Annotated in this window: 21 protein-coding genes and 11 pseudogenes; 14 read left to right on the top strand and 18 right to left on the bottom strand. The window is 62.2% G+C overall.

The window, feature by feature from the left end:
* Positions 1 to 40: 40 nt before the first annotated feature.
* A pseudogene (locus GCU53_RS25310) lies at positions 41 to 691 on the top strand (RNA-guided endonuclease InsQ/TnpB family protein); the annotation flags it as partial.
* A gap of 204 nt (positions 692 to 895) precedes the next feature.
* Here the strand turns inward: GCU53_RS25310 and GCU53_RS25305 are convergent.
* Together GCU53_RS25305 and GCU53_RS25300 are read right to left on the bottom strand one after the other, a co-directional pair.
* Positions 896 to 1,336: an SRPBCC family protein gene (locus GCU53_RS25305; RefSeq protein ID WP_152390295.1), complete on the bottom strand. Its 441-nt coding sequence runs from the start codon at positions 1,334 to 1,336 to the stop codon at positions 896 to 898.
* A gap of 76 nt (positions 1,337 to 1,412) precedes the next feature.
* Positions 1,413 to 1,592: pseudogene (locus GCU53_RS25300) on the bottom strand (SDR family oxidoreductase); the annotation flags it as partial.
* Between GCU53_RS25300 and GCU53_RS25295 the strand changes: the two are divergent.
* A pseudogene (locus tag GCU53_RS25295) lies at positions 1,589 to 2,329 on the top strand (IS630 family transposase); the annotation flags it as partial. The pseudogenes GCU53_RS25300 and GCU53_RS25295 sit on opposite strands and share 4 nt — an antisense overlap.
* Before the next feature lie 70 nt (positions 2,330 to 2,399).
* On the opposite strand, the gene GCU53_RS25635 reads toward GCU53_RS25295, so the two are convergent.
* A complete protein-coding gene (locus GCU53_RS25635; RefSeq protein WP_167520131.1) occupies positions 2,400 to 2,561 on the bottom strand; it encodes a hypothetical protein in 162 nt (53 codons plus the stop codon).
* A gap of 422 nt (positions 2,562 to 2,983) precedes the next feature.
* Between GCU53_RS25635 and GCU53_RS25290 the strand changes: the two genes are divergently transcribed.
* From GCU53_RS25290 to GCU53_RS25280, 3 genes are all read left to right on the top strand, one after another.
* The gene (locus GCU53_RS25290) at positions 2,984 to 3,319 is read left to right on the top strand and encodes a hypothetical protein (RefSeq protein WP_152390270.1); all 336 of its coding nucleotides are present in this window, start codon (positions 2,984 to 2,986) and stop codon (positions 3,317 to 3,319) included.
* Positions 3,320 to 3,605: 286 nt separating this feature from the next.
* Positions 3,606 to 3,875: a transposase gene (locus GCU53_RS25285; RefSeq protein ID WP_244307273.1), complete on the top strand. Its 270-nt coding sequence runs from the start codon at positions 3,606 to 3,608 to the stop codon at positions 3,873 to 3,875.
* Positions 3,876 to 3,926: 51 nt separating this feature from the next.
* Complete coding sequence (locus GCU53_RS25280) at positions 3,927 to 4,223, top strand: HU family DNA-binding protein (RefSeq protein ID WP_152390269.1); 297 nt, start codon at positions 3,927 to 3,929, stop codon at positions 4,221 to 4,223.
* A gap of 548 nt (positions 4,224 to 4,771) precedes the next feature.
* On the opposite strand, the gene GCU53_RS25275 is transcribed toward GCU53_RS25280, so the two are convergent.
* The 5 genes from GCU53_RS25275 to GCU53_RS25255 all read right to left on the bottom strand — a co-directional run bounded on the left by GCU53_RS25275 (position 4,772) and on the right by GCU53_RS25255 (position 8,654).
* Entirely contained in the window at positions 4,772 to 5,377 is a 606-nt protein-coding gene (locus tag GCU53_RS25275) for a 3'-5' exonuclease (RefSeq protein ID WP_152390100.1), read from the bottom strand.
* A 78-nt stretch (positions 5,378 to 5,455) separates the two neighbouring features.
* A complete protein-coding gene (locus tag GCU53_RS25270) occupies positions 5,456 to 5,719 on the bottom strand; it encodes a hypothetical protein (protein ID WP_152390268.1) in 264 nt (87 codons plus the stop codon).
* 672 nt (positions 5,720 to 6,391) lie between these two features.
* Positions 6,392 to 7,348: a quinone oxidoreductase family protein gene (locus tag GCU53_RS25265; protein ID WP_152390267.1), complete on the bottom strand. Its 957-nt coding sequence runs from the start codon at positions 7,346 to 7,348 to the stop codon at positions 6,392 to 6,394.
* 106 nt (positions 7,349 to 7,454) lie between these two features.
* Positions 7,455 to 8,183, bottom strand: coding sequence for a pirin family protein (locus tag GCU53_RS25260; RefSeq protein ID WP_152390266.1), 729 nt, complete (start codon positions 8,181 to 8,183; stop codon positions 7,455 to 7,457).
* Positions 8,184 to 8,231: 48 nt separating this feature from the next.
* Complete coding sequence (locus tag GCU53_RS25255) at positions 8,232 to 8,654, bottom strand: DoxX family protein (RefSeq protein ID WP_152390265.1); 423 nt, start codon at positions 8,652 to 8,654, stop codon at positions 8,232 to 8,234.
* Positions 8,655 to 9,211: 557 nt separating this feature from the next.
* Here GCU53_RS25255 and GCU53_RS25250 point away from each other — a divergent pair.
* The 4 genes and pseudogenes from GCU53_RS25250 to GCU53_RS25235 form a co-directional block, all read left to right on the top strand.
* Positions 9,212 to 9,451, top strand: a complete 240-nt coding sequence (locus GCU53_RS25250) for a type II toxin-antitoxin system RelB/DinJ family antitoxin (RefSeq protein ID WP_090624652.1) — start codon at positions 9,212 to 9,214, stop codon at positions 9,449 to 9,451.
* A pseudogene (locus tag GCU53_RS25245) lies at positions 9,441 to 9,635 on the top strand (type II toxin-antitoxin system RelE family toxin); the annotation flags it as partial. The gene GCU53_RS25250 and the pseudogene GCU53_RS25245, both read left to right, overlap by 11 nt.
* Positions 9,636 to 9,731: 96 nt before the next feature.
* On the top strand, positions 9,732 to 10,793 hold the full coding sequence (locus GCU53_RS25240; protein WP_152390263.1) for an RNA-guided endonuclease InsQ/TnpB family protein: 1,062 nt from the start codon (positions 9,732 to 9,734) through the stop codon (positions 10,791 to 10,793).
* Between the two features lie 17 nt (positions 10,794 to 10,810).
* Positions 10,811 to 10,906: pseudogene (locus GCU53_RS25235) on the top strand (type II toxin-antitoxin system mRNA interferase toxin, RelE/StbE family); the annotation flags it as partial.
* A gap of 465 nt (positions 10,907 to 11,371) precedes the next feature.
* On the opposite strand, the gene GCU53_RS25225 reads toward GCU53_RS25235, so the two are convergent.
* Positions 11,372 to 12,646 carry an ATP-binding protein gene (locus GCU53_RS25225; protein ID WP_152390262.1) on the bottom strand — a complete coding sequence of 425 codons (1,275 nt, stop codon included), beginning with the start codon at positions 12,644 to 12,646 and terminating at the stop codon, positions 11,372 to 11,374.
* Between the two features lie 628 nt (positions 12,647 to 13,274).
* On the opposite strand from GCU53_RS25225, the pseudogene rhuM reads away from it, so the two are divergent.
* The 3 genes and pseudogenes from rhuM to GCU53_RS25205 all read left to right on the top strand — a co-directional run.
* A pseudogene (gene rhuM, locus GCU53_RS26400) lies at positions 13,275 to 13,719 on the top strand (RhuM family protein); the annotation flags it as partial.
* 5 nt (positions 13,720 to 13,724) lie between these two features.
* A complete protein-coding gene (locus tag GCU53_RS25210) occupies positions 13,725 to 14,270 on the top strand; it encodes a hypothetical protein (RefSeq protein WP_152390050.1) in 546 nt (181 codons plus the stop codon).
* Entirely contained in the window at positions 14,263 to 16,632 is a 2,370-nt protein-coding gene (locus tag GCU53_RS25205; protein ID WP_152390051.1) for a TOTE conflict system archaeo-eukaryotic primase domain-containing protein, read from the top strand. The genes GCU53_RS25210 and GCU53_RS25205 overlap by 8 nt, the downstream gene beginning before the upstream one ends.
* 290 nt (positions 16,633 to 16,922) lie before the next feature.
* Here GCU53_RS25205 and GCU53_RS25195 read toward each other — a convergent pair.
* The 3 genes and pseudogenes from GCU53_RS25195 to GCU53_RS25185 all read right to left on the bottom strand — a co-directional run.
* Positions 16,923 to 17,099: pseudogene (locus tag GCU53_RS25195) on the bottom strand (tyrosine-type recombinase/integrase); the annotation flags it as partial.
* 294 nt (positions 17,100 to 17,393) lie between these two features.
* Positions 17,394 to 17,971: pseudogene (locus GCU53_RS25190) on the bottom strand (VapC50 family PIN domain-containing toxin).
* Entirely contained in the window at positions 17,968 to 18,423 is a 456-nt protein-coding gene (locus tag GCU53_RS25185; RefSeq protein WP_152390261.1) for a helix-turn-helix domain-containing protein, read from the bottom strand. The pseudogene GCU53_RS25190 and the gene GCU53_RS25185 overlap by 4 nt, the downstream one beginning before the upstream one ends.
* Positions 18,424 to 18,618: 195 nt before the next feature.
* Here GCU53_RS25185 and GCU53_RS25180 point away from each other — a divergent pair, with 195 nt between their 5' ends.
* The gene (locus tag GCU53_RS25180; protein ID WP_152386438.1) at positions 18,619 to 19,377 is read left to right on the top strand and encodes an IS5 family transposase; all 759 of its coding nucleotides are present in this window, start codon (positions 18,619 to 18,621) and stop codon (positions 19,375 to 19,377) included.
* A gap of 86 nt (positions 19,378 to 19,463) precedes the next feature.
* Here GCU53_RS25180 and GCU53_RS25175 read toward each other — a convergent pair.
* The 5 genes and pseudogenes from GCU53_RS25175 to GCU53_RS25155 all read right to left on the bottom strand — a co-directional run.
* Positions 19,464 to 19,955, bottom strand: a pseudogene (locus tag GCU53_RS25175) (tyrosine-type recombinase/integrase); the annotation flags it as partial.
* A 265-nt stretch (positions 19,956 to 20,220) separates the two neighbouring features.
* Positions 20,221 to 21,300 (bottom strand): IS630 family transposase, encoded by a 1,080-nt coding sequence (locus GCU53_RS25170; protein WP_208845541.1) that lies wholly within the window; start codon positions 21,298 to 21,300, stop codon positions 20,221 to 20,223.
* A gap of 75 nt (positions 21,301 to 21,375) precedes the next feature.
* Positions 21,376 to 22,152, bottom strand: a pseudogene (locus GCU53_RS25165) (type II toxin-antitoxin system HipA family toxin); the annotation flags it as partial.
* A gap of 22 nt (positions 22,153 to 22,174) precedes the next feature.
* Positions 22,175 to 23,209: an IS630 family transposase gene (locus GCU53_RS25160; protein ID WP_152390259.1), complete on the bottom strand. Its 1,035-nt coding sequence runs from the start codon at positions 23,207 to 23,209 to the stop codon at positions 22,175 to 22,177.
* 33 nt (positions 23,210 to 23,242) lie between these two features.
* Positions 23,243 to 24,280: an IS630 family transposase gene (locus GCU53_RS25155; protein ID WP_152388121.1), complete on the bottom strand. Its 1,038-nt coding sequence runs from the start codon at positions 24,278 to 24,280 to the stop codon at positions 23,243 to 23,245.
* A 198-nt stretch (positions 24,281 to 24,478) separates the two neighbouring features.
* On the opposite strand from GCU53_RS25155, the gene GCU53_RS25150 reads away from it, so the two are divergent.
* Positions 24,479 to 25,459 carry an IS5 family transposase gene (locus tag GCU53_RS25150; protein WP_152385958.1) on the top strand — a complete coding sequence of 327 codons (981 nt, stop codon included), beginning with the start codon at positions 24,479 to 24,481 and terminating at the stop codon, positions 25,457 to 25,459.
* Between the two features lie 150 nt (positions 25,460 to 25,609).
* Here GCU53_RS25150 and GCU53_RS25145 read toward each other — a convergent pair.
* A pseudogene (locus GCU53_RS25145) lies at positions 25,610 to 25,876 on the bottom strand (reverse transcriptase N-terminal domain-containing protein); the annotation flags it as partial.
* Between the last annotated feature and the right edge of the window lie 722 nt (positions 25,877 to 26,598).

Raw genomic sequence — 26,598 nt, 5'->3', positions numbered from 1 at the left:
TAGGTCTACCACAACGGCCACTGCTTCAAGACCTTGGCTACGCTCGGGCAGCTTCAGCGAAGATGCACGTGGCCGCTGGTATTTCAATGTCGTCGTTGAGGTCAAGGTGCAACCGTCGCTCGGGCAGGAGGCGGTCGGCATCGACTTGGGGCTCAAGGACGTGGCCACCTGCAGCGACGGCATCCGGCTGGAGAGCGGCCGCTTCTACCGTGACCTGGAGCCGAAGCTGGCCATCGCCCAGAGGGCCGGGAAGAAGGCCCGAACTAGGACCATTCACGCGAAGATCGCCAACCGACGCCAGGACGCCTTGCATAAATTCAGCCGGCAACTGGTGAACCAGTATGGCGAAATCCACGTGGGGGATGTATCGCCCACGAAACTCGTGAAGACCCGGATGGCCAAGTCGGTGCTCGACGCCGGCTGGGGCCAACTGAAGACGATGCTGGACTACAAGTGCGCTCACGCCGGCATCGTATTCAAGGTGGTCGACGAGCGCTACACCACCCAAGCCTGCTCGAATTGCGGCGCATTGCCCGATTCGCGGCCGAAAGGTATCACGGGACTTGGAATGAGGGAGTGGACCTGCAGTGAGTGTGGTGGCACGCACGACCGCGATGTGAACGCGGCCAGGAACATTCTCGCGGCCGGGCATGGCCGTCCAGTTGTGGGAATCCCCGTCCTTTCCGCCTGAGGCGGCGAGAGGGAGGGGAGGATGTCAAGCAACCGCATCGCAATCTTTCTCAAAACCAGACGGAACTACAACTAGTGGCCATCAGCAGCTCCCAGGAACAGCTGCGTCATTACCTGGATGGCAGCGAGCTGATCGCCAATAGTGATGCTGTTCGCTCCGACGATTATGCTGAAAAAGTCCTTCGGCTCTCGCGCCTGCAGGCGTTCATGAAGCCCCCATGGCCGCCGGCTCCTGCGCTTCGACTAGCACCTTCAACCGTTCTAGGCCGGTGCGATAAAAGCTCTCGAGGTCTGTGGCGATCTCGACCTCGTTGGCCTTTTCGCTGCGAAAACGGCTGGACCAGGTCGCCAGCGTGCGGCCCTCGCCATCGTCGCGGACGGCCACCCGACCGACATAGTCGGACACCGGGAGCGGCCCCTCGAGCAGGGCATAGCTGTAGTGGCGCTCGCCCTCGCTGAATTCCAGCAGGCGCTCGACGATAATCGCCCCGTCGGTCAGTTCCAGATGGCGCAGGCGGCCGCCATCGTCGAGCCGGCTGCTGACGATGGAGTCGATCCAGCGGGGCAGAAGGTCGAACCCGCCGAGGAGCGACCAGACCCGCTCGACCGGGCAGGCAATGCTCGTGGAAACGCTGACTTCGATCATTTTCAATTTTCGGTTCCTTTTGGGACGAGATTTTGGACGAGGATCACAGGACTCCAGCCGCAAATATCGGCTCGGCTCAGAAAGTGCCGGGATAATGGCCGCCGTCGAGCAACAGGTTCTGGCCGGTCATGTAGCCAGCATGGACGCTGCAGAGAAAGGCGCAGAAGGCGCCTAACTCGTCGGCGGACCCGAAGCGGCCTGCCGGAATTCCCCGGCGGCGCTGCTCGCCGATGGCCTCGGGGCTCTGCGCCGCGGCCCACCCATATTTCACCGGCGAGCGTACAGCGTATCTGGCGAGCCTTCGGGCTCAAGCCTCACCTGGAGCACACCTTCAAGCTGTCCACCGATCCCGCCTTTGTCGACAAGGTGCAGGATATCGTAGGGCTCTACCTGAATCCGCCGGATAAGGCGCTGGTACTGTGCGTCGATGAGAAAAGCCAGATCCAGGCGCTCAATCGAACACAGCCGGGGCTGCCGCTGGAGCCTGGGTATCCGGCGACCCGTACCCATGATTATCAGCGCCATGGCACGACGTCCTTGTTTGCCGCCCTGGATGTGGCCACCGGCGAGGTGATCGGACGTCTCAAGCGCCGTCACCGCAGCGCAGAATTCCTGGAGTTTCTCAGGGCCATCGAGGAAACGGTCGAGAGCGACAAGGCCATACACCTGATCATGGATAACTATGCCGTGCACAAGACCGACAAGGTGCGTGCCTGGCTTGTCGCACACCCGCGTCATCATGTGCATTTCACCCCGACGTCTGCGTCATGGCTGAATCTGGTGGAGCGCTTTTTCTCGATGCTCACCCAGAAGTGGATAAAGCGCCAGGCCCATACCAGCGTGAAGGATCTCGAGCAGTCCATCGAGTATTACCTGGCGACCTACAACCAGAATCCAAGGCCCTTCCGCTGGCGTAAGGAAGCAGGTGAAATCCTGGCCTCTGTCGGCAGGGCTGCTCGAGCCTTGCAAATAAATAATGAAGCGAACTTGTGATTCACCACACTAGTTCCCGGCCGGTGTTCGTTCGAAGCAGAGCGCGAGCTGCTGGCTAGCCGAGGCCCGCTCAGTTCACAAACCAGCGCCCGAAGCGATACACGCTATAAATTGATAGAATATTTCCTGCGAGCAGAACTTCCGAACTGTCCAGCCAGATGGAAAGTTTGAGCACGCTGCCGAACAGCAACGCGAACAGGATCAGTGTCAGCGGAATGCTCAGCAGTTTCATGAAGAGACTGCCGCGCAGCGGACTGGGCTCTTCCAGCTCGTCCCAGTATTCGGACAGGCAGAACGGGCAGCAATTGGAGATGGGTTTTCCGCCGCCGATTCTCCCTCCATTAACGCCTGGGAGACCACGGCTGTAAATAACGCGTGGCACCATCCAGCGATTACAACGTCTGCACAATACATGACTGCCTGCCGTATCTTTTCTCCTGACGGGTCTTTCTGGGGAGTGGACGCCCCACTCCTCATTGAGGCTCTCATCCCTGGGGCAAAACCCAAGCAGGGGGCGTAGTCCGCCTACCGATGCTTGCGGCAACCCTTGCAGCGTCCTCGGGAGGACCTGGCGCAGAAACCTATGCCGGCGAGCTTGGGTTTCCGGGCAGCGGTGTTACCCAGGAGGTGCATCTCAACCCAAGGAGGCTGTTCATGAACCCAGTACCCCTGCGCGCCGAGGCGATCGGCCTGATCCTGTTCTCGTTCCTGCCCGTGGCCCTACTGCTGGTGGGCGGATTCGCCGTCTGGGAGTGGTGGTACCTCGACCGCTTGCCGGCTGGAGAGGCCGCCGCCTATGGCACGGCCGAACGCCTGACGCCCGGTGTGCTGGCCGTCGTGGTGTTTTCCCTGTGGATGGGAGGGCTCCTGGCGTCCGTCGGCTGGACCCTGGCCTTGCGGGTCATTGCCCGGTACCGCTGGCCGTTTGGCACTTCGTGCGCCCTGCTGCTCGGTATTCTGTGGGTGACCCGCCAGACGCTGGCTCTGTGAGGACAAAGGGGGCCGCCCCGATAAGGTGGCTCCCTTCGCCAGCCCCTCGCCCCAGGCTGGCCACCGGCGGCTTTCTCCCGGGCGACTGTTTCGCCGCGGGAGCTTGCGGTCGTCAAGGGTTACCGCGGGGGAGACCGGGCCGTCCGATCCCACGCTGGCGGCTCTGGAGGAGAAACGGCTTGGCGAAAGCGAATCGACTCAGGCTGTCTAGACTGCACCTTGGCACCCGGAAGCGACCTCCGGGATAATGCGTGGCTTCAAGGAATGCCGTAACGGATACGCCCGCTTGGATACAAAACAGCTGCTCGAAGCCGAGATGCGCGAAGCCTTGGGACTGGCGCCCGCCAAACCCGCGCCCAAACGGTCCGGACAGCGTCCGTCCTACATCCAGGTGGAACTGAGTGTTCGCAAGGGCAGTGGCGGACCCGCCTTTCGCTTCGAGCACCGGTCCCGTTCGCTCAGCACGCTGGAAGCCCAGCTCGAGGCCGAAAAGCTCGTGCGCCAGAAGGGCTGGGAAGTCTGGGCCGTGCTGGACGTACGGCACGTCTCCGAATAACCCCACGGCCTACTCTTCAGGCCTTCACATCCCCCCGCTATGGAACATGCCATGAACAAAGCCGAGCTCATCGACGCCATCTCGACCGCCACCGACCTGCCCAAAGCCACTGCCGCCCGCGCGCTGGACGCTTTCACCGCCAGCATTACCACGGCCCTGCAACAGGGGAACGAGGTATCCCTGGTGGGCTTCGGCACCTTCACCGTGAAGGCGCGTGCCGCCCGCGAAGGCCGTAACCCGCAGACCGGGACCGCGCTCCAGATTGCGGCCGCCAAGCTGCCTGGCTTCAAGCCGGGCAAGGGGCTGAAAGATGCCGTGAATCAGGACGTATCCGAGACGGCAGTCTGAGAGATCTGCGGCACGATGCCGGAATAAGGTGTGGTGCAGGAAAACCGAGATCTGGACGGTAGGCAGACCCCGATCCCGTTGCAGGAAGGCATATTGCCCGGCGAGCAGCGGCTCGAGGAGAGGATCGTCAGCGCACCACGTTGAGTGTCGGAAGTGGCCGCCAGGAAAACACCGGTACTCGCTTGAGCGCTAACCGCGGAGCGTTTTGAGATCGCCTGCTCCGCCACGGGCGGGTCCACAATGGCGTGGATCTCGCTGCCTAGAGCCAAGCTTGACTGGCGATAGCAGCCACTACAGGGTGTAATTTCAACCAACAAGTGGATGAAATTACACCACCATACCCGCGAAGCATCCGCCCAGTTCTCCTTGAGGCGCTCGAGGAGCGCCTCCCGTCGTGCGGGTCAATGGCGCCCGCCAGACCGGCAAGAGCACGCTGATCCAGGATCCTGGCCGGGAGGCTGCATACTCACGTTTACGCCCCGGCGGCTGCGCAGGCCAATCCCTTCACTATTCATCGAAGGCTCATGGCCGGTCACTGGCGTGGAAAATCACTCGACGGATTCTGCCATGACGCGCACTACGCCGAGGGTCATCCGGCAGTCAGCCAGGGCTCGGTGCGCGCCGACGACCGCGATGCCCTGCTGCTGGCAGGCCTTGCTCAGGCCCTGCCATTTCCACTGGCGGCGGCGGGGATCCCACTCACCGTGGAAGCGGGCGTACTCGAGCATCGCGCAGTGGGCGATGGTGTCGTTCTCCAGGCGGCTCAGGGCGCCGGCGCGGCGGACCACCTCAGGCCAGGGCAGCCGGTGCTGGCTGGCAGCCTGGGCGAGCATGCGCAGGTCAAACTCGGCGTTGTAGATCACCACCTGGCGGCCCTTGAGCAACTCGAGCAGGGGCTCGTGAATTTCCGGCCAGCGCGGAGCGTCGGCGACCAGGGCGTTATCGATGCCGTGGATGCGGGTCAACGCCGGCGGGATCGGTCGCTCGGGGCGGATCAGGGTGTCGAGCAGCGGCTGGCCGCGGCTGTCGATCAGGGAGAGTTCGACGATCTCCGCGCTGGCGTGCAGGCCGGTGGTTTCGGTGTCGAGGAACAGGGCGTCCTCGGCGAGCCAGCGGCACACGACCGCGGAGGCTTCCTGGCGATCGAGGCTCATCAGTGGCGACCTTTGTGTGGCTGGGATGACGTCTTGCCGTCCTTGATACGGGCGATCTCCTGCTGCAGGGCTTTCAGCTCACCACGCAAGCTCGGCGGCGCTGGCGGCGGCCTGTTTCACTTCGTCGCGGGCCTGCTTGCGCGTCTCCTCGATCTCGCAGGCGGCGCCGTCGAGGCGGGCCCGGGCGGCCTGCAGGTGGACGCGGCCGTCCTCGGCTTCCTTGCGCGCCTTTTCCAGGTCGCGGCGCAGTTCGGCGCTGAGCTTGGTATCTTCCTCGTGCTGCTGCATCGCGGCGAGCAGCTGACCGTTGGCGTTGGCCCCGGCTCCCGTGCTGTAAGCCATGGCCTACAGCAGATCGGGCGTTCGCCCAATAGGCGCGGAACGGCTGCCGGCGTAGATTGAATCCCACCAAGACGCCGAAGGAACGGCGCAGGCTGACCAAGGAGGGCGGCCAAGGGGACCGCCGCAGGATGCGGCGACTTCATCAGGATGATGAACCCAGGGATGCGGTTGAACGACATGAAACGGCGAGGCTAACCCCCTCGCCGTTTTTGTTTGGCGCCGAAGAAAGTGGCTCGTCCCCTCTATCCAGGTTCGTCATTCGAACCGCCCATCCCCCTGGCGCGACCGCTCGGTCGGTGTGCGATAAACGAAGCGGCGAAAGGGTGTTAGGGTCCCCGCCGCTGTAACTGGCAGGACGCCAGTTGCTGCTGCCGTTGTGTGCCCCCGCTGCCGCTGCCTGTCGGCCGGGGGCTTTTTATCGTTCAGGCCGCCTCCCGAGCGTTGCTGATGTGAAGCGCATGTCAGCCGGAAGGGACACAGTTCAAGGTGGCTGGTGTGAGCGGTGAGGACATCGATGGGATCGGCCCCGCCTTCCTGCATGCACGGGCGCTGGGCATTCAACCGATCAGCGTTCAGCATCGACCAAGGCCTTTACGCTCCGGTCGGCAAGCGCCTGCGCCGGGCCCGCGAAGCGCCTCGCAGGACCGGCGACGAACGCCAACCGGTCCTGGCTCAGGGAATCAGGATCACCTTCTCGCTGTGCCCTTCGTGGACGTCGGCATAACGCGCCGAGCCCTCGGCGAGGGGAGACTCGACCAATCCATCCGGAGCGGGCAGGGTGCCGTCGTCGAAATGCCGGCCAAAGCGCTCCAGCATCCGTGCGCATTCGGCGCAGCCGTAGAGCAGCGAGTTGATGCCCACCACCGAGCCGCCACGGCGATACAGGTCCAGCGCGGGCAACTGCACCTGGCCGTCGACCGGCGCCGCGATAATCGCGATACGGCCAAAGGTCGCCAGGGCCGGGACCGCGGCGGCGAGCCAAAAGCCGGTGGTATCGAAGATCACCTGCGCGCCGCCCTCGAACACCTGTTCGACCTGGCTGGGCAGGGCTTCCGGAGTGGTCAGCGGCAGCGCTTCAAAACCCTGGGCCTGCAGAGCCCGCCGCTGTTCCTCACGGCGCGCCGCGCCCAGCACGTGCGCGCCACGCACCCTGGCCAGTGCCAGGGCCGCACGGCCCACCGCGCCGGCGCCGATCACCAGCAGCCGCGTGCCACGGCCCACGCCGCTACGCTCCAGGGCATCCCAGGCGGTGGTATAGGGCACGCCGAGGCTGGCGGCCTGGCTGAAACTCAGGGACGCAGGTTTGAGCGCCACGCCGTCGGCGGGCAGCTTCACGTAGGCGGCGTGGGCGCCGTCGTTATAGAAGCCCAGCTCCTTGCCCGTCCCCCATACAGCTTTGCCCAGCAGATTCTGCGGACCTTGCACCACGACGCCGGCAAAGTCCCGGCCGGGAATACGGGGCAGGGTGGTGTAGGGGAAACGTCCGAGCACGTTCTTCACGTCGCTCGGATTCAGTCCGCTGGCTCTGACCTCCACCAGTACCTCGCCGGCGGCAGGGAGCGGCGTCGGCAGATCGAGGTAACGCAGCGCAGACAGATCGCCGGTTTGGGAAAATTGCAGTGCTTTCATGAGGACTCCTTCACGCTTCAAGGGGGCAGTGAGCGATGGGTGGCCGTTCCGGTTTTCGCCGGGCGGCATACCCGGCGCTGCCCGCAGGGACCACCGTGGGTACTGTTCAGGGCATGCGCGGACGTTCGTTGGGGCGCAGATCGAAGACCAGCACCTCGGCCCGTTCGCCGTCGGCGAATTCCAGGCGCTCGGCGTGGCGAATGCGCAGGCCGTCGCCGGTCTCCAGGCGCTGGCCGTTGACGCTCAGCGCGCCGCGCGCCAGGTGCACGTAGGCGTGGCGCTGCCCGCCGAGTTCCAGGCTGGCCTGTTCCGCGCCGTCGAACAGTCCGGCGTAGACCCGGGCGTCCTGGTGGAGGCGCAGCGAACCCCGCTCGCCGTCCGGCGAGAGGATCAGCTGCAGCCGGCCGCGCTTGTCCTCGGCGGCGAAGCGCTGCTGTTGATAGCCCGGCGTCACGCCCCTGACAGCCGGGACGATCCAGATCTGCAGGAAGTGCACCGGCTCGCGGGGCGAGGCGTTGTACTCGCTGTGGGCGATGCCGGTGCCGGCGCTCATCAGCTGGATGTCGCCCGGGCGGATCAGCGAACCGTTGCCCAGGCTGTCCTGGTGCTCGAGGGCGCCGTCGAGCACGTAGGAGAGGATCTCCATGTCCCGGTGCGGGTGACGGCCGAAGCCCTGGCCGGCGGCGACGCGGTCGTCGTTGATCACCAGGAGGTCGGAGAAACCGACCTGCTCGGGGTCGTGGTAGGCGGCGAAGGAAAAGCTGTGGCGGGATTGCAGCCAGCCGTGATCGGCCTGGCCGCGCTCGCTGGAGCGGCGCAGTTCGTGGGTGTTCATCTCGGATTCCTCGATCGGGACGGCCCGGCCGAAGCCGGGCGGGAAGTCTCAGGCGTGGGCGCTGCGGCGGCTGCGGTAGGCATCCAGGCTCAGGGCGCCGGCGCCGAAGGCGGCCACCTGCAGCAGGCCCCCGGCGATCGCCAGGTTCTTCAGGAAGTGGATGAGCTGGTTCTGGTCGCCCAGCTGGTTGTGGAACGCCAGGGCCGTCGCCAGGGTGAAGCCGGCCATCACGGTGGCGACCAGGCGGGTGCGGTAGCCGACCAGCAGCGCCGCGGCGAAGCCCAGCTCGATCAGCAGCGCGACCGCCAGGGCCAGTGTGGGGAAGGGCAGGCCGGTGCTGCCGATGTAGCCGAGGGTGGCGGCCGGGGCGGCGGCCTTGCCCAGGCCGCTGACGATGAACAGCGAGCCCAGCAGGGCGCGGCCGGCGAAAGCGCTGGCGGTGTGGGTGGCGGTCGAGGTCGAAAGGGTCATGTCCGTGTCTCCTGGTAGGTAGGGGTGCCTTGTTCAGCACCATGAGCACAGACTAGTGTCTCCTCGCGATTCGATTAAGAGGCCGAAAAGCGCAATATCGTCCACTCAGAAGAGACAATAAGCCCCCTCGATGACCTGCGCCGGTTTGTCGCCGGGTTGGACGGCAGGAGTTTCACCGCCTCTTCCGGCGCCACGGCGTCAGCCAGTTGCCTCGCACGGAGCCAGGTCGTGAGAAAAACCCCTTTAAGCACTATCCGCTGGGCTATCTGCATATTGATATCACCGAGACCCGTACCGCTGAGGGCAAGGCCTATCTCTTCGCGCGATCGACTGCACCACCAAATCGCCTCCACACGCTCCTGACTGGCAACGGCATCCAGTTCACCAAGAAGCCTGGAACAGAGGCTTACCGGTCGCATCCATTCGATGCGCTCTGCCGCGACAGGGCGTCGAACATCTCCTGACCAAACCCTTTCATCGCGGAGCCCTAAAACACCTTGCAAAACCGCTGACAGGTCGTCACCGTAATGACAAATGTATTTACAGGAGCCAAGGCTATGGCCTCGATCAATATCCGTATCGATGACGACCTCAAAGACCGCGCCTATCGCGAGTTGGAGCGCCTAGGCGTGACGCCTTCCGAGCTGATGCGCCAGACCTTGCAATATGTGGCCGAGCGCGGCCAGCTGCCCTTCCGCCCGGTACTGATGACCGAGGAGGAGGAGGCTCTGATCGCCACTGTCCGCGAACGGCTGGCCGCTCCCCAGCGTGTGAAGGTTTCGCTGGATGACCTATAGCCTGGAATTCGATGCACGCGCGTTGAAGGAGTGGCACAAGTTGGGCGATACGGTCCGGCAGCAGTTCAAGAAGAAACTGATCGAGGTCCTGGAGCATCCCCGCATCGAGGCCAACCGCCTGCATTCATTGCCCGACTGCTACAAGATCAAGCTGCGCGGCAACGGCTACCGGCTGGTTTACCGGGAATGAGCGGAAAGCCCGTACTTTTAGTGCGGGGATGTAGAGCGCGGGTCGCGAAGCGACCCTTGGGTTTCCCCAACTACATGGCAACCTGGCCGCATGAAGCACACCAAGACCCTCAAGGTTCGCGTTCGAGACAAGCATGCGCCGCTGCTCCGGCAGATGGCCCGCAGCGTCAATCTCGTCTGGAACTACCTGAACGAACTTAGCTCCCGAGCCATTCGAGAGCGCGGTCTGTTTCTGTCCGCCTACGATATGGACCGCTACACCAAGGGCTCCAGCAAAGAGCAGGGGCTCCATTCCCAGACGCTGCAAGAGGTGTCGCGGGAATATGTCACCCGGCGCAAGCAGTTCGGGAAAGCCAGGCTCAACTGGCGCAGGTCGGGCGGCACCCGGCGCTCGCTGGGCTGGATTCCCTTCAAGTCGGGTGCCGCTCAATGGAAAAGCGGGCAGATCTGTCACAACGGCCATTGCTTCAAGGTCTGGGACAGCCACGGCTTGGGCCGGTACCGGTTCCGCTCGGGCAGCTTCAGCGAGGATGCGCGGGGCCGCTGGTACTTCAATGTCGTCGTCGAGGTCGATGCACGGCCGTCGCTCGGCCAGGGTGCCCTGGGCATCGACCTGGGCCTGAAGGACGTGGCCACCTGCAGCGATGGCACCCGGCTGGAGAACGGCCGCTTCTACCGCGACCTGGAGCCGGCCCTGGCCGCTGCCCAGCGGGCCGGCAACAAGGCCCGCGTCCGGGCGATCCACGCCAGGATTGCCAACCGGCGCCGGGATGCCCTGCATAAATTCAGCCGGCAGTTGGTGAGCCGGTACGGCGAAATCCTGGTGGGCGACGTGTCGTCCACGAAACTCGTGAAGACCCGGATGGCCAAGTCGGTGCTCGATGCCGGCTGGGGCCAACTGAAGACGATGCTGGAATACAAGTGCGGTCACGCAGGCATCGTCTTCAAGGTGGTCGACGAGCGCTACACCACCCAAGCCTGTTCGAATTGCGGCGCATTGCCCGATTCGCGGCCGAAAGGTATCGCAGGACTTGGAATGAGGGAGTGGACCTGCAGTGTGTGTGGTGTCACGCACGACCGCGATGTGAACGCGGCCAGGAACATTCTCGCGGCCGGGCATGGCCGTCCAGCAGTGGGAATCCCCGTCCTTTAGGGCGGGGAGGATGTCAACAAGTGATCGACCAGGAGGTGGTAGTGTTTGTGGTGGCGGTCGATAAGCGCGAGCGCGAACAGGCGTATCGCAAAGCAGCTGAGCGTCTGAAATAGTTCTGATCCTGTCCAGAACGGGTGGGATCAAAGGCGGATGGTTCGGTACAAAGTGCGGAAGAAAGTTCGGAAGAAACACCGCTGTTGGCACTGCTCAGATCCAATCCCGCCCTGACGGCAAGATAGGCTGGGCCTGTCGCAGCGGGCGGTGGAGCAGCTGGCCGCATTCAAGGCTGGCGGCCGCCTGAGCCGTATTGGCCCGAACAAGGGTGGGCATTGGCAGGTGGTGGAGGGGCATTGTCGGGTTACGCTGCGCTACCCCGACCTACAGGCTGGCTCGTGTTCCAGGGCGGTTGGTGGCGGCCTTGGCGTAGGCCCCGACCAGGGCATAGATGCCCTCGGTGGAGATCCCGGCGCCAGTCAGCTTGCCGTGCAGCGGCAGGAACAGTGGCGCTTTGCGCTCGTCGAGAGGGTGCCCTGAGGCCTCCGGCCTGCCGGCCGTAGTGGCCGACCCGCGCGAACTGTCTATGGGGAACCTTGCAGGTCTGACGCAAGGGAATCTCTCTGCCACAGCCGATCCATGGGAACGGCAAAGGCATTGGGTATTTCGGCCAGCGGCAGCGTGTTGGTTCCGGTGTAGAGCAGAATTCCGCCCTGCCAGCTGCCGCCGGCCTGCTCGGCAAGTCGCGCCAGTCCCCGGCCGTCCCGGGCCTGGATGGAGGCGGCCTTCTTGACCTCCACGCCCCAGAGGCGGTCGTCCTGCTCTATGACCAGATCCACTTCGACCTGGTCTTTATCCCGGTAATGGGAAAAGCTGAGTTCGTTGTCGACCCAGCCCGACTGGCAGATCAGCTGTTGTACGACGAAGCTTTCCAGCATGCCGCCAAAAGGCTTGGTCGGTTGATGCCAGTCTGCTGTTTTGAGCCCCGTGAGGGCGCATCCCAGTCCCGAGTCGACGATATGGATCTTGGGCGCCTTGATCAGGCGTTTGGCGGCGTTGCGGTGCCAGGCGGGCAGCGTTCGGATCAGGAAAAGGCGCTCCAGTACCGACAGGTAACGGCCTATGGTGTCGCGCTGCAGGCCGACGTCCTGCATCAGGCTACTGATGTTGACCAGGTTACCGGTGCGCAGAGCGATCAGCTTGAGCAGGCGTAGCAACTCATCGGAGTCGCGGATGTTGGCGATATCCCGGACATCACGCTGAATGATGGCGTTCAGGTACTGGCGATACCACTGCTGGGCACGCTGCTCGGTGCGGGTGTTGGGCTCGGGATAACCGCCGCGTACCACGGCTTCGGCGACCCCGGCGACCGGTGGCTGAATGCCGGTGATCGCCGGCTTGAGCGGTCCGGCAATCATGGCTTCCAGCAGCGAATAGGTGCTGTGGTGTTTTTCCTGTTCGGAAAGGGGATTGAGGTAGATCACCTCCATCCGGCCGGCCAGCGACTCCTGTACGCCCGGTAGCAGCAGCAGGTTGGCCGAGCCGGTCAGAATGAAGCGACCTGGGCGGCGATCACGGTCTACGGACAGTTTGATCGCTGGCAGCAGCTCGGGAACGCGCTGCACTTCATCAAGAATCATGGCGGCCGGCAGACCGGCCACAAAACCCATCGGATCGTCGCGGGCGGCAGCGAGCAGTGTGGCATCATCAAAGGAGATGTAGGTTCGATCCGGCTGCAGCCGACGTGCGAGCGTGGTCTTGCCGACTTGGCGCGGCCCGAGGATGCACACTACGGGGGTATCGGCCAAGGCATCCAGCACCTGCTGCTGCAGATAACGCGGGTGGTGTACGGTCGTCACGGGGCTACCAGTCGGAGGCGATCGATCAACAGGCCGAAGTGTAATGAGGGGCTTAGCTATCCGTCCAATTGCATGATTCATCTCCGTCCAAATTAATGGTTTACTGTCGTCTATTTTTGTAGTTCATGCGCGTCCAGATGACTAATAAGGCCGCTTGAGCCGCAGCCCTCTTGCCGGGTGGAGGGCAGGCGCCGAGATACGGCACTGAACTGTCCGTGTGCCTGGGGGCAGTGTTTCCAGTTCCCGATCTGGCGCAAGGCAAGGCCACGTGCACGTCGCGCTCCGGCGTCGGACGCGAGCCACCCCAAAGGCGATAACCGCTGGCGGCGGTACTGGGCGGTGTCATGAGCAGGCTATCGGACAACTTACGCCTTATCAGTGAGCCGGACGATAGAAGCTGGTCAATACGCCTGTGCAGGCCAAATGAATCAAGGCCTTCTATCGACCACAGGCAAAAGATCAAGGGCAATAGAGCATGCAACGCACGAGAAGGACGGTAACGCATGATCAAATCTGAAGCGCAAAACATGCGCACAGCACGCTCTCGGATTTCCGGGAAATACTTGGTCTATGTCTTCATAGCCCCATCCTCTCAAGAGTTTGAGCCTCCGGAAACGCGGGGTGGTTCAAGATCGTGAAAACCGATGTGGTGGTGGCCAAGAATTACTTTGGCCCGGGCGAGTTGGAATCGCTGGGCCGCATCGTCAACGCCTATCTTGACCTGGCCGAGGACCGCGTCCGTCGCACGATACCGATGACGATGGAAGACTGGGCCAAGCGGCTAGTGGTGTGAGTCGCAAATTTGCCGCGATTTTTCCAGGAAGAAACAAAGACTTACATACCGAAAACAGCATGCGAATTTATGACTCGCCCTACCAGATGCGTTTCTGGAGCTCACCGAGCGCGACATCCTGAAGGGTGCGGGCAAGGTGTCCGCCGAGATGACCAAGGCTCATGCCGAGAGCGAGTTCGAAAAGTACCGCATCGTGCAGGACCGCTTGTTTGAGAGCGACTTCGACCGGGCGATCAAACAGATTGAGGGTGGGAGCCCAGCCCGCGACGAGGGGGAATAACATCCATGGCCACCAAGAAAACCGCCCCGAGTTGGAGCGACGTTAAAGCCAAGCTGGCCGACTTCGACCGCGCCGGACTGATCGGGCTTATACAAGACCTGTACGCCGCCAACAAGGACAACCAGGCGTTCTTGCACGCGCGCTTCGCACTCGGCGGCGATGTGCTCAAGCCCTACAAAACGACTATAGCCCGCTGGCTGTGGCCTGATGTATTCAAGAACCAGGACACCTCGGTGGCCAAGGCCAAGAAAGCCATTTCGGACTACAAGAAGGCCATCGGCCCATCAGAGGGCTTGGCGGAGCTGATGGTGTTCTATTGCGAGCAAGCGGTCGGTTTCAGTAGCGACGTGGGCCTGCAGGACGAGGGCTATTTCAATGCGCTGGTGCTGATGTTTGAGCAAGCGCTGACGACCATCGCGACTTTGCCCGATGGGCAGCGACCAGCCCTTTGGGGGCGGCTGGATGAGGTGAGGCACACCAGTCACGATTTTGGTTATGGCGTCGGCGATGACATGGACGAATTGCTGACCGAGCACGGAGTCGATGGCTGAACAGGAGACGCTCGCAGCGGTGCAGGCCGAGAACGCTCGCCTGATCGCGCTGCTTGAATCACACGGCATCGAGTGGCGCCTTTCGCCGTCCCAGCCGGCTCCAGGGGTAGCAGCGCCGGAGCCGTCCAGGCTGTCCACTACTGAAAAGGTGACCCTGTTCCGGCGGCTGTTTCGCGGGCGCACGGATGTGTATCCGGTTCGCTGGGAAGGCAAAACCTCGGGCAAGTCAGGCTATGCGCCAGCCTGCGCCAACGAGTGGCGTGCCGGTGTGTGCGAGAAGCCCCGTATCAAGTGTGGTGACTGCGACAAGCGACTGCTGATCCCGCTGTCCGACGCGGTGATCTATGACCATCTGGCCGGTGCGCACACGGTCGGCGTCTATCCGCTGCTGGAGGACGACACCTGCTACTTTCTGGCGGTCGATTTCGATGAGGCCGACTGGAGAGATGACGCGCGTGCTTTCATGCAGTCCTGCGAGGAGCTGGGCGTGCCGGCTGCGCTGGAAATTTCCCGCTCCGGGCAAGGCGCGCACGCATGGGTATTCTTCGCCAGCCGCGTTTCTGCCCGCGATTCCCGGCGACTGGGTACGGCCATTATCAGTCACACCTGCACGCGCACCCGGCAACTGAAGCTGGAGTCCTACGACCGACTGTTCCCCAACCAGGACACGATGCCCAAAGGCGGCTTCGGCAACCTGATCGCACTGCCGCTGCAAAAGTGGCCCAGGGAGAGCGGCTTCAGTGTGTTCGTTGATGCCGATCTGCGCCCGCATCCTGACCAGTGGGCTTTCCTGGCGGCGATCCGGCCGATGCCTGCTCACGACATCGAGCCGACCATCCTGCGTGCCACCGGTGGCGTCCATCCCTTGGATGTCACCTTCATCGACGATGAGGACCTGGCTACGCCGTGGAAGCGCGAGAGCGCATCGCCCAAGAAACTATCCGGTGCGATGCCGCCATCGCTCACCGTGACGTTGGCGAACCTGATCTATTTCGAGAAGGCGCAACTCCCCCAAGCGCTGGCCAATCGCCTGATCCGGCTGGCCGCCTTCCAAAACCCCGAGTTCTACAAGGCCCAGGCCATGCGCATGTCGGTGTGGGACAAGCCGCGTGTCATTGGCAATGCTGAAAACTTCCCCCAACACATCGCTCTGCCTCGCGGCTGTCTTGATGCGGCAATGGACTTGCTGCGCGACAACAGCATCGCCTGCGATCTGCATGACGAGCGATTTGGCGGCGAGATCATCGATGTGGCCTTCGCTGGCACCTTGCGCCTTGACCAGGAAACTGCCGTTTCGGCCATGCTGCATCACGACACCGGGGTCCTGTGCGCGCCAACAGCATTCGGCAAGACCGTTACCGCCGCCGCGCTGATCGCTCGCCGGGGCGTGAACACCCTGGTGCTGGTGCACCGCACCGAGTTGTTGAAACAATGGCAAGAGCGCCTGCAAGTCTTTCTCGGCGTAGGCAAGGGCGTAGTCGGCACCATTGGTGGTGGCAAGGCCAAACCCACCGGGAAGATCGATATCGCTGTGATGCAGTCGGTATCCCGGCAGGGCGAGGTCAATCCGCTGGTTGAGCACTACGGGCAGGTGATCGTGGACGAGTGCCATCACGTTGGCGCCGTGTCATTCGATGCCATCCTGAAGCGAACCAAGGCGAGGTTCGTGCTCGGCCTTACGGCAACCCCGATTCGCCGCGATGGTCAACAACCGATCATCTTCATGCAGTGCGGGCCGATCCGGTACACAGCGGCTAAGCCGGCAGGTGCACCCCATGACTTGGAGGTGCTGCCGCGAACACGTTTCTCACGGATCGACTTGCCGCACGAGGCGGGCATCCAGGATGTGTTCCGGCATCTGGCCGATGACCAGGCCAGGACCGAAGCTATTGCCGCCGAAGTCCGTGACGCGTTTCAGCAGGGTCGCAAAGTGCTGGTGCTGACCGAGCGTACCGAACACCTCGACGCTATTCGGATTGCACTGGAAGAACAAATACCGGAGCTGTTTATGCTGCACGGCCGGATGTCCAAGAAACAGCGTGCAGCGCTGATCACGGCACTGGACGCCTTAGCGCCCGACGCGCCGCGCGTACTGCTGGCCACAGGCAAACTGGTCGGCGAAGGCTTTGACCATCCGCCCCTCGACACACTGGTGCTGGCGATGCCCGTCTCCTGGAAAGGCACGCTGCAGCAATACGCCGGTCGTCTGCATCGAGAGCACGCCTGCAAGACCGATGTGCGCATCATCGATTTCGTCGATACTGGGCATCCGGCACTGCTGCGGATGTGGGAGAAACGTCAGAGCGGGTACCGGGCGATGGGGTACCGCATGGGGATGGGAACCGACCAGTTGGACAGTTGACGAGTGCTTTCACCACATTGGTCGGCATGCTGTTGACACACTTGCCAACAGTCTGGAACAGACGCCCGGGCCGATCCTTGCGCCTGACCGTGCTGCATGTGCAAGCCCCTACGCCAGAACAAGTCGCTCGCATCGCTCAGTCAATCTACGGACGCATGCGCGCCGAGATACGGCACTGAACTGTCCGTGTGCCTGGGGGCAGTATTTCCAGTCCCCGATCTGTCGCAAGGCAAGGCCACGTGCATGCTGCGCTCCGGCGTCGGGCGCGAGCCTTTCCGTTGCCGGGTGGCTCAGTAGCGGACCTTGAACGTGGGCGAATCCTCCGCCCGCATGTGCCGGCGGTCGTAGAGCCGGGTGGTGCTGATGTTGGCGTGGCCCAGCCACTGCTGGACCTTGGCGATGTCTGCCTCGTGCTCGAGGGCGTTGGTGGCGGCGGTGGCGCGCAGGCCGTGGCCGAGGCCCTCTTGTTGACAAGCAATGATTGCAATCCAGCTCGGCAGCGGCGTGCTTTGCTTCTTTGCACGCCTTGAGGGCCTGCCGGCGGGTTTTCTCGATCTCGTGGGCGCGGGCCTGGGCAGCCTGCAGGTAGACGCGACTGTCCTCGGCCTCCTTGTGCTGTTGCATGGCTGCCAGCAGCTGGCCGTTGGGTTTGGGCCGCGTTCCTCTGTAAAGCTGCCTCCAATAGGCTCGGAACGACTGCCGGCGTACAAGACACCGGCTGAGCATGGAGTGAACCGCCTTCGAGCGCCGTTACCAGGCATTCAGATGAGCAGCTCGAACGCGCGAAGCCGGGAAACGGTTTCCGGAAGGCGTTGCTTCAACAGGCAGTCCAGCTACTCGCGAGAGGAAAAGGGAGGGTTCTTCAGCGATGCCCGGTGACGGCGGACGGCCTCGAGCACGGCGCCGATGTGCAGCTCCATCAGGTCCGTGATGAAGTCGTCCGGATGGATGGCCCGCACACCGAAGGGAGACAGATCCTGGTCGGGAAAATCCTTGAGATTGAAGGTCACGATCGCTTCGGCACGCGTCTGCACCGCGGCCGCCACCACATGGCGATCCTCCGGATCAGGGAGTGTAATGCCGGGGATCAGGCTCTCGAAGCCCGTCACCAGGGCTCCCGGCACATGACGATCCATCAGCTCTCGTACACGCCCGACCGTGTCAGGCGACAAGTCGGGACGATCGGCCAGCAGATTCCGCGTCCATTCCTGATGGATGGTTTCCGACCAGCGGGCGCGGAACTGACCGGATAGCGCCAGGTACATCAGCAGGCTGCGCAGCGGTGCCGGATACATCATGCAATGCAGGCATCGTAGATGACCGTGTAGTTCGAGCTCACTCGTAGCCCAGCCCCAGTGCCCGGTCCAAGGCAGAGAGCTCGGCTAGCGCCGCCAGTCGCTCCTGTTCAAGCTTCTCCTGGTAGATGCGGAGATCGGCAAATTTCACCTTCCGGCGATTGCCGGCGCGATGGTAGGGGATGGCTTCCTCGTCGAGCAGCTTGATCAAGGTGGGGCGAGACATATTCAGCAGGTCGGCCGCTTCCTGGGTGGTCAACTCCGCATGGACGGGAACCAGGCGGACACTGTTGCCTTCACCCAGTTCGGTCAACACATCGACCAGCAGACGCAGGGCGCTGACCGGGATGTTGACGGAGCGCCCCCCCTTGGGATCGCTGATGGACAGGGTCTGCGTCTCCGCGCGGGTTTCGATAATGGCGGAAAGCTCCTGACTGCACAATTTGGCCAGGGCAGCCTCTGCTGCGCTGGGCAGTGTCTCTTGCAGGCGGTTCATGGCGGCTCCTCTCTCCTTGCGCATTCAGGATATTCGAAATTTTCGCAATTTTGTTATTTTTCGAATTATTCGAAAGCTTGCAGAGGCATCCGATGACTGGTTTCCCTGCTCCAGGGCACATGTGGCTCGCGCTCGATCAGGCCCATCTCCTAGGTTCTGTTGACGCAAGCCCAGTGCTAAAACTGGGCTTTTGCCATGACTGACAGAAGCCGTCTGAGCGATACCGACTGGTCCCGTATCCAAAGTCTGCTGAGCGCCACGAAGGGGATCCGGCTGACCCGTACTCTCGGCTGTCGCCGCTTTGTCGAGGCGGTGCTCTGGATACTACGCAGCGGCGCTCAATGGCGGATGCTGCCTCGTTGCCTCGGCTCATGGAACAGCGTTTTCAAACGCTTCACCCGCTGGTGCCGGCTCGGCGTCTGGGACCGGCTTCACTCGGTACTGGCTCGGGACGCTGACCTTCAGCACGTCTGCATCGACAGCTCCGTCGTGCGTGCCCATGCCTGTGCAGCCGGGGCGGCCAGCAGTACTGCGGCCCAGGAGGCACTGGGGCATTCGCGAGGAGGCTTCAGCAGCAAGATCCATGTGTTGACCGATGCGCTGGGGTTACCGATTCGCTTCATCCTGACGGAAGGCCAAGCGGCCGATATCAGCCAGGCGATCCCACTCATGGCGGGGATCGCCACGTCGGCACTGCTGGCCGACAAGGGCTATGACGCCAACCAGCTTCTGGCCTGGCTGAAGGAGCGCCAGATCCAGGCCGTCATTCCCGCCAGACGGAACCGCATCGAGCAACGCTCCTGCGACTGGCATCTCTACAAGGAGCGGCACGTGATCGAGTGCCTGTTCGGCAAGCTGAAGCACTACCGGCGGATCACCACTCGCTATGAGAAGAGGGCCAGCCATTTCAAGGGAATGCTGGCTTTTGCGGCTGTTTTGCTATGGCTGCGCTGATACGTCAACAGAACCTAGTCCCCTACATCGATTATTTCGAGCGGGGCAACGATGCTGGGAGCAAGCTTGCCGATCGGTCGATAGGCTTAGTAGCGGACCTTGAAGGTGGGCGAATCCTCCGCCCGCAGGTGTCTCCGGTCGTAGAGCCGGGTGGTACTGATGTTGGCGTGGCCCAGCCACTGCTGGACCTTGGCGATGTCGGCCTCGTGTTCCAGGGCGTTGATGGCGGCGGTGGCGCGCAGGCCGTGGACGCCGAGGCCCTCGATCATAATGCCGGCCGCCTTGGCGTAGGCCCCGACCAGGGCATAGATGCCCTCGGCAGAGATCCCGGCGCCGGTCCGCTTGCCGCGCAGCGGCAGAAACAGCGGCGCCTTGTCCCATTGCTGGTGATGACCCGAGGCCTCCAGGTAGAGATGGATGCGCTCGGCGGCGACCGGGTGCAGCGGCAGGTAGCGCAGCTTGCCGCCCTTGCCGTGGACGCGCAGATGCTTGAGGCCGCGGCGGTCCTGGAGATCGTGGACGGCCAGGCGGGCGGCTTCCTCGCGGCGCAGGCCGTGATAGAGCAGCACGGCGAGGATGGGGTTTGGGGAACAACGGAACCAAAAACCAACGTAAGGCGGGATTAGAGTTCGGCGCCGCCGTGAACACGGGCAGTTCTCAGGACTTTGATTTGACGAACGGGTTTTCTGCACGACTACCGCCGCCTTTCTCTGGCAAAGACGACGCCCCTGGCCTGGTTCGGCAAAACGGTGGTTTTTCCGAACTCACCAGACGCCACAAGGGTTTGCGGGCCGGCACCGGGCTTAAGTGCACTTTCTGTTCCGTTGCTTCCCAAACCCCAAATTACAACTCGCTCATTATTAACCCGGCAATCAAATACCCAATATAAGTGGCATAACGCACCGACGCATGCTGGAAATAGGCAACTACCCGCTCCGGGGTTTTGGCCAACCAGCTCATGAATGCCTCGGCCTTCTCCAGCAATTCCGACTTGTTTCGCGCCCGGTCACTGGTGCGCAAGCGTGTCTTGAGGTCGCGGTTCAAATACTCGTCCGGATTACACTCAGGCGAATAGGGTGGCAGGTAGAACGCTTCGATTTCTTCCTTGTGCCCTTCGAGCCATTCCCTGACCAGACGCGCATGATGGACACGCAGGTTGTCCAGGATCAGAAAGATCTTCCTGTCACTGTCCGCCACCAGCCTCGACATGAAACCGATCATCCGCTCGGTATTCATGGCCCCCTCCAGGAACTCGAACCGTACCAGTCCCTGGTTGCTGATCGCTGAGACCATGCTCAGGCCATGACGCCGAGTCGGCGCCACCAGCACCGGCGTGACGCCTGCCGGCGCATAGCCTCGAATCCAATGCCCATCTTCAGCTACGGCCGTTTCATCGCCCCAGTAGATCGTCGCGTTTTCGGCCTTGGCGCGTGCCACGATGGCCGGATAGGTCTCTTCGAGCCAGTGCTCGATCGCCTCCGGGTTCTGTTCCAGCGCCTGCCGGGTCGGCCGCTGTGGGGTATATCCCCAGCGCTGAAGGTACTGACCCACCGTCCGGATCGGCATCTCGACGCCATACAAGTGCTTGATCAACTGCATGACGGCCCGGCGGTTCCACAGGGCAAAGTCGAGTTGCAACTGGTTCGGGGTCTGGCCCACCAGAATCGAGCGCAACTGCCACTCCTGTGCGAGCGTCAAGGTCCGTCCGCTTGCCTGGCGCCGACCTCGTGTCCTGGATTTCAGACCTTCGCTGCCTTGCTCGCTGTAGCGTTTGGACCAGGCTAGTACGGTACTCAGATGTACGCCCAATGCGTCGGCAACCTCTTGCCAAGTCAGTTCGCGCTGCTCACGCAGATTCATGGCCAGGCGCCGCATCTGGTCCTGAGTTTCTCGAGAGAGCTTTCGGGCATCGATCTTTTTCATGCCTCTTTATATCGTGAATTTGATTGCCGCGTTAATAACAACCAGCCAAACCCTTATGGGCTGAGACGTGCCCCTTCAATCCTCCGCCAGGCGAAAAGCTTCTGCCATGCGATCCTGCTCTCGAGCAGGAAGCCTAAGACCATTAGCAATTGTTCTCCATTGGCTGACGATGCCCTGGAAATCTTCAATGATCTCGTCGGCCTCTTTCAGGCTCAGTCGGAAATACTCGGCAACCTCGCGTGCCAAGTCGAGATCCAGGGCGTTATCCGCTTCAGTGATGTTGAGCTTTAGGCCGTCGGCGATAGGGACGGGGTTCATATCGTAGGCTTCGGAGAGCCGCCATCCGGCGCCTGGGATCAAGATGAATCCGTGATTACGCAAGTGATCGTCTGTGTTCGAGACGAGAATGTTGAAGACAATCCTCGACCATAGTTCGCGCAGGTCGGCGTTGGTCTGGGAGCCATACTTTATGAGCACCTCGGCCAGTTCCAGGTAACTGGCACCTGTGGAGGCATCATCGCCGTCAACGTGTCCGGTCATTGTCATCGCCGAGGCAAAGTGAAGGCGCCGGCCGTTCTCTGTACGATCAAACCGACGGACCATGAAGCAGTGATAGTCGCTGGCGAATTTCCGGGCTTCAGCGACAGCCACGTTCAGGCCGCAGCCGACGGCCAGGGCATTCACGACCATCTCCCAGCCACCCACGTCGTAGTCGTCGCGGGTGCTCGGAAACTTAGCGATGTATAAGCGCCCCTTGTCGTCTGCGACGCTTGCCTTGGGTCTGGCACCACCAAGCGAGCCGCCAGGGGCAATGAGCATCCTCAGCCAGTCTTGGCCCTGCAAGGCCGTGTTACTAGCCTTTTTTAAAGTAATGTCATACTGCTGCATATCGGCAGTCCGGGTGGCGAAAAAACGACTTCACCAACTCCGGTAACTTCTGGATTCTGCGCAGCGCACCCAGTGCCAACCTCTTCATCTCTTCCCGGTTCTGCACAAGACGCCTGGACACACTGCGCTTGACGTGCCCCCAGACCTGCTCGTCCGGGTTCAGCTGTGGCGAGTACGGCGGCAGATAGAAGAGTTTCAGGCGCCCCGCTTGTTCTTCGACGAACGCCCTGACCAGCCGGGCCTTGTGCACCGGATGGCCATCGATGATCACGAAGACCGGCTGCTCGGCACCGATCAGCAGGCGCTTGAGAAACTCGCGGAACACGCTGGCCGTCACCGTCCCGTCGTGCAGCATGAAGCGGAACTCGCCGCGCGTCCCGACCGCCGACAGCATGTTCACCGAGAAGCGTCGGCCGGTCACCTCGACCACCGGCGTTTCCCCCTGCGGTGCCCAGGTCGTGCCGGCATGGTAGTCGGAGCGCAGGCCCGACTCGTCCGCGAAGTAGATCCTTGCCCCCGCTGCACGGGCCTCGGCCCGAATCGCCGGGTAGGTCTCGTTTTCCCACTGGCGCACCAGCGCCGCATCCTGCTGCCAGGCGCGATGCAAGGGTTTCTGCGCGGTGAAGCCGAGCAGCTTCATGACTCGGCTCACGGCGGACAGCGACAGCGTCTTGCCGAACTGGCGGCGGATCAATTCGGCGATCAGCGACAAGGTCCACAGGCCGAACTCGAAACGGTATTGCAGCGGCGAGTGGTCCCGAACGGCCTGTGCCAGCCAGCGCATTTCCTCGGCACTGATCCTGGGGGGACGTCCGGGAACCGGCTTGGCGAGCAGGGCGTTCTGTCCGCCATTGGCGAAGTCGGACAGCCAGCGAAAGACGCTGCGGATATTGACGCCGAAGGCGGCCGCCACGCTTTGGACGGTCTGCCCTTCGCGAACGGCCTTGATCGCCTGCTGACGCATGACCTGAAGGGAATGGTGGTCGATTGCTCGACCGTCGGAGTTTCGTTTGCATTTCATCGGAGTATTAATCCGGCAATCCAATACCTCAAATCATGCCGCATAGGCAATTTTGGGGTGCCTGAAGTACGAGCGAATTCGCTCGGGCTTTGATTGCAGGCGGCGCATGACCGAACGAACCCGTCCTTCCAGAGCCTCCCGGCTTCTCACGCTTGGCCCGCTGCGCACTTGCTGCTTGAGGTCGCCATTCAGGTACTCGTCCGGATTAAGCTCCGGAGCGTAGGCCGGCAGAAAGAACACTTCGATCCGCTCTCGACGCTCATCCAGCCAGGCTTTCACTTTCTTGCTGTGATGCACGCGCAGGTTGTCCAGAATCAGGAAGACCTTGCGCCCCTGGGTGTCCCGGATCAGCCGCCCCAGGAAGCGGATCAGCACGGTCGCCGTCATGGTTTCCCGATACAGCATGAAGCGCAGCTTGCCCCGGTTGGTCACTGTCGAAATCATGTTCGAAGCAAAGCGGCTCCCACTGACCTCGCGGACTGGCGTTCGCCCTGCCGGGGCGTAGCTGCGCCCCGCGTGGCTATCGCTGCGCAAGCCGGTTTCATCGCCCCAGTGAATCTCGCCGCCCTCGGCCTTGGCGCGCCGCTCGATCTTCGGGTACTCGCTCTTCAACCAGCGCTGTATCGCCTCGGGCTGCTGCTGATAAGCGCGCTTCAGCGGCCGTTGTGGGGTATAGCCCCAACGCTTGAGGTATTCACCGACTGTCCGGATCGGCATCTGAAGACCGCAGTGCAGGGCGATCAGGGCTTGTACCGCATCCCGAGTCCAGAGCGCGAAAGCGAGCTTCAACTGGTCTGGCATGGTGTCGAGCAATAGCGTGCGAATCAGTGCCTCCTGCTCCGGGCTGAGGCTGCGGCGCTCTCCTGGCAGTGACCCACGCTGGCCACCCTCAATGGCGGCCGACTTGCCTTGGTGCTGCGCCACCTCGACCCAGTGCGCCACGGTGCGCAGATGAACGCCAACGGCTTCGCCGATGGCTCTGTAGGTATACCCCTGCTCGCGCATGCGAAGGGCAATGGCGCGTTTTTCGCGCTGTTCCAAGGGGCTGAGGCTTCTAGCGTCACTGGTCATCGGGAAAAATGGCGATTATGCCCTATTGGATTGCTGGATTAATATTATCCCTCAATATGACAATACTTTCGATAAAATTAGTAAGAGTGAGTTGGTTAGGTTTACTCCTAGATATCTATCCCCCACTCTCTAAGGAAATCCTGAAAAAGACTTCCCGATTCTGGTGAAATACACCCGCTCCCTTGTCCGAGTTTCCCGATGAAGCAACTGTCCTTCGCCGATGCCGAGTATGCCGGCAAGCGCAAGCAGACCCGCCGCGAGCGCTTCCTGCTCGAGATGGACCAGGTGGTGCCGTGGCAGGGGCTGATCGCCCTGATCGAGCCCTACTATCCCAAGGGCGAAGGCGGTCGGCCCGCCTACCCGCTGGCAGCCATGCTGCGCGTGCACCTGATGCAGAACTGGTTCGGCTACAGCGATCCGGCGATGGAGGAAGCGCTGTACGAAACCACTCTCCTGCGCCAGTTCGCCGGCCTGAGCCTGGAGCGCATCCCGGACGAAACGACCCTCCTCAACTTCCGTCGCCTGCTGGAGAAGCACGAACTGGCCGGGGGAATACTGGAGGTGATCAACGGCTATCTGGGCGAGCGCGGACTGTCGCTGCGCCAGGGCACCATTGTCGACGCCACCCTGATCCATGCGCCGAGCTCGACGAAGAACAAGGACGGCAAGCGCGACCCGGAAATGCACTCGACGAAGAAGGGCAACCAGTACTACTTCGGCGCAAAAGCTCACATTGGTGCCGACGCTGAGTCGGGTCTGGTGCACAGCGTGGTGGTCACGGCAGCCAACGTGGCAGATGTCACCCAAGTCGACCAACTGCTGCATGGCGAGGAAAACGTAGTGAGTGCCGATGCGGGCTATACCGGCGTAGAGAAGCGCCCCGAGCATGAAGGTCGGCAGGTCATCTGGCAGGTCGCGGCCCGGCGCAGTACCTACAAGAAGCATGGCAAGCGTAGCGCCTTATACAAAGCGATCCGCAAGATCGAGAAGGCCAAGGCCCAGGTACGAGCCAAGGTCGAACATCCGTTCCGCGTGATCAAGCGCCAGTTTGGCTACACCAAGGTGCGCTTCCGGGGATTGGCCAAAAACACGTCACAGTTGGTGACGCTGTTCGCCTTGTCGAATCTGTGGATGGCGCGCCGATATTTACTGGCGAATGCAGGAGAGGTGCGCCTGTAATGCGGGAAACGGTTGCTGCGACGTGCTCGCGGCAGCTAAAAAACGCAGAAACGAGCGGGTGATCTGATCGTTTTTGATCGATTCTCCGCTTTCAAAGTCGGCGGGGGGCTGAAGTCAGCCAGAAATACATGACTACTTCAGACCATCCCTAGGCGTCGACCATACTTCCTTGTCGATGCCGGGGGTGCTCTTGCCTTGGTTCTCTGTAACTCGCTTCACCGCCACAGCTTTGGCGGAGAACGAATGGGTCAGCAGCCATTGCAAGGCCTTGACCTTGCGCCAGTTGCGTTCCCTGGTCGCCTTTGCGATACGCATCTGCAGCCGCTTCACCTCACGATGGCATGCGGCCCAATCAATGCTGTGCCAGTCCACTGAGCGGTCGGAGGGTGCGCCAGCACAACAAACACGCGCCGTCATTCGCCATTCCCTCCTCGGGCAGTTCTACAGACTCTCTCGCAATACGAGACCTGGTGGAAGTCTGCTCGCTTGTCGCGCAGGGTGATGTCGCCTCCCGGCTCAACCCCTATCCACCCCATTACAGAGCGGCGTTCGCTTTTTCCACCTTCCCTTACCCACTGCTCCATCGCATTGCCTTGCGGCCGTGCTACCCATAGGGAGAGCGTTGGGCTTACCGTGTTTCGCAGCTTCGACTTAATCCGATTTAGGTCCACCCTATCGACCGGCGGAGCAACGCCCATGGCAGGAGATACCTTGAGCTCCTGCGCCTGTCCGCTTACCTTTTGGTTCAAGCCTGTCAGCATCTTTGGCTTGTTCTGGATTACGGTCTTTATCAGGTGTTCACTTACGTTGACCATGTCGGAGACCCTTGCCCGCTACCGGATTGATGCTGCCAGTACGGCACTTGCCCTCACGGGCCCGTGCCGACGCCGTGAGGCGCACGGATACGTTGTCAGCGGGGCTTCACACCGAGCCGTTACCAGCTCCGCATGCCCACCTAGGGTACGACTCATGGGAAAGTCGGTGGCAATCGCAGCCACAATCGAAGAGGCGACTTCACGTCGCACCAGGTAGTTCCAGACGAGATTCACGCTGCGGGCCATCTGCCGGAGCAGCGGCGCATGCTTGTCTCGAACGCGAACCTTGAGGGTCTTGGTGTGCTTCATGCGGCCAGGTTGCCA

The sequence above is a fragment of the Azotobacter salinestris genome, from assembly GCF_009363155.1.
GTDB classification, from domain to species: domain Bacteria; phylum Pseudomonadota; class Gammaproteobacteria; order Pseudomonadales; family Pseudomonadaceae; genus Azotobacter; species Azotobacter salinestris.
This window is presented reverse-complemented; position numbering and strand designations above follow the sequence as displayed.

What these genes read in the sequence shown, in the direction of transcription:
- GCU53_RS25275 (WP_152390100.1), bottom strand. Translation starts at nt 5,377, where the DNA reads ATGAGCCTCGATCGCCAGGAAGCCTCCGCGGTCGTGTGCCGCTGGCTC.
- GCU53_RS25205 (WP_152390051.1), top strand. Translation starts at nt 14,263, where the DNA reads ATGGCTGAACAGGAGACGCTCGCAGCGGTGCAGGCCGAGAACGCTCGC.
- GCU53_RS25305 (WP_152390295.1), bottom strand. Translation starts at nt 1,336, where the DNA reads ATGATCGAAGTCAGCGTTTCCACGAGCATTGCCTGCCCGGTCGAGCGG.
- GCU53_RS25150 (WP_152385958.1), top strand. Translation starts at nt 24,479, where the DNA reads ATGAAGCAACTGTCCTTCGCCGATGCCGAGTATGCCGGCAAGCGCAAG.
- GCU53_RS25270 (WP_152390268.1), bottom strand. Translation starts at nt 5,719, where the DNA reads ATGGCTTACAGCACGGGAGCCGGGGCCAACGCCAACGGTCAGCTGCTC.
- GCU53_RS25255 (WP_152390265.1), bottom strand. Translation starts at nt 8,654, where the DNA reads ATGACCCTTTCGACCTCGACCGCCACCCACACCGCCAGCGCTTTCGCC.
- GCU53_RS25155 (WP_152388121.1), bottom strand. Translation starts at nt 24,280, where the DNA reads ATGACCAGTGACGCTAGAAGCCTCAGCCCCTTGGAACAGCGCGAAAAA.
- GCU53_RS25240 (WP_152390263.1), top strand. Translation starts at nt 9,732, where the DNA reads ATGAAGCACACCAAGACCCTCAAGGTTCGCGTTCGAGACAAGCATGCG.
- GCU53_RS25210 (WP_152390050.1), top strand. Translation starts at nt 13,725, where the DNA reads ATGGCCACCAAGAAAACCGCCCCGAGTTGGAGCGACGTTAAAGCCAAG.
- GCU53_RS25280 (WP_152390269.1), top strand. Translation starts at nt 3,927, where the DNA reads ATGAACAAAGCCGAGCTCATCGACGCCATCTCGACCGCCACCGACCTG.
- GCU53_RS25170 (WP_208845541.1), bottom strand. Translation starts at nt 21,300, where the DNA reads ATGAAAAAGATCGATGCCCGAAAGCTCTCTCGAGAAACTCAGGACCAG.
- GCU53_RS25635 (WP_167520131.1), bottom strand. Translation starts at nt 2,561, where the DNA reads ATGAAACTGCTGAGCATTCCGCTGACACTGATCCTGTTCGCGTTGCTG.
- GCU53_RS25290 (WP_152390270.1), top strand. Translation starts at nt 2,984, where the DNA reads ATGAACCCAGTACCCCTGCGCGCCGAGGCGATCGGCCTGATCCTGTTC.
- GCU53_RS25160 (WP_152390259.1), bottom strand. Translation starts at nt 23,209, where the DNA reads ATGAAATGCAAACGAAACTCCGACGGTCGAGCAATCGACCACCATTCC.
- GCU53_RS25265 (WP_152390267.1), bottom strand. Translation starts at nt 7,348, where the DNA reads ATGAAAGCACTGCAATTTTCCCAAACCGGCGATCTGTCTGCGCTGCGT.
- GCU53_RS25180 (WP_152386438.1), top strand. Translation starts at nt 18,619, where the DNA reads ATGACTGACAGAAGCCGTCTGAGCGATACCGACTGGTCCCGTATCCAA.
- GCU53_RS25260 (WP_152390266.1), bottom strand. Translation starts at nt 8,183, where the DNA reads ATGAACACCCACGAACTGCGCCGCTCCAGCGAGCGCGGCCAGGCCGAT.
- GCU53_RS25250 (WP_090624652.1), top strand. Translation starts at nt 9,212, where the DNA reads ATGGCCTCGATCAATATCCGTATCGATGACGACCTCAAAGACCGCGCC.
- GCU53_RS25185 (WP_152390261.1), bottom strand. Translation starts at nt 18,423, where the DNA reads ATGAACCGCCTGCAAGAGACACTGCCCAGCGCAGCAGAGGCTGCCCTG.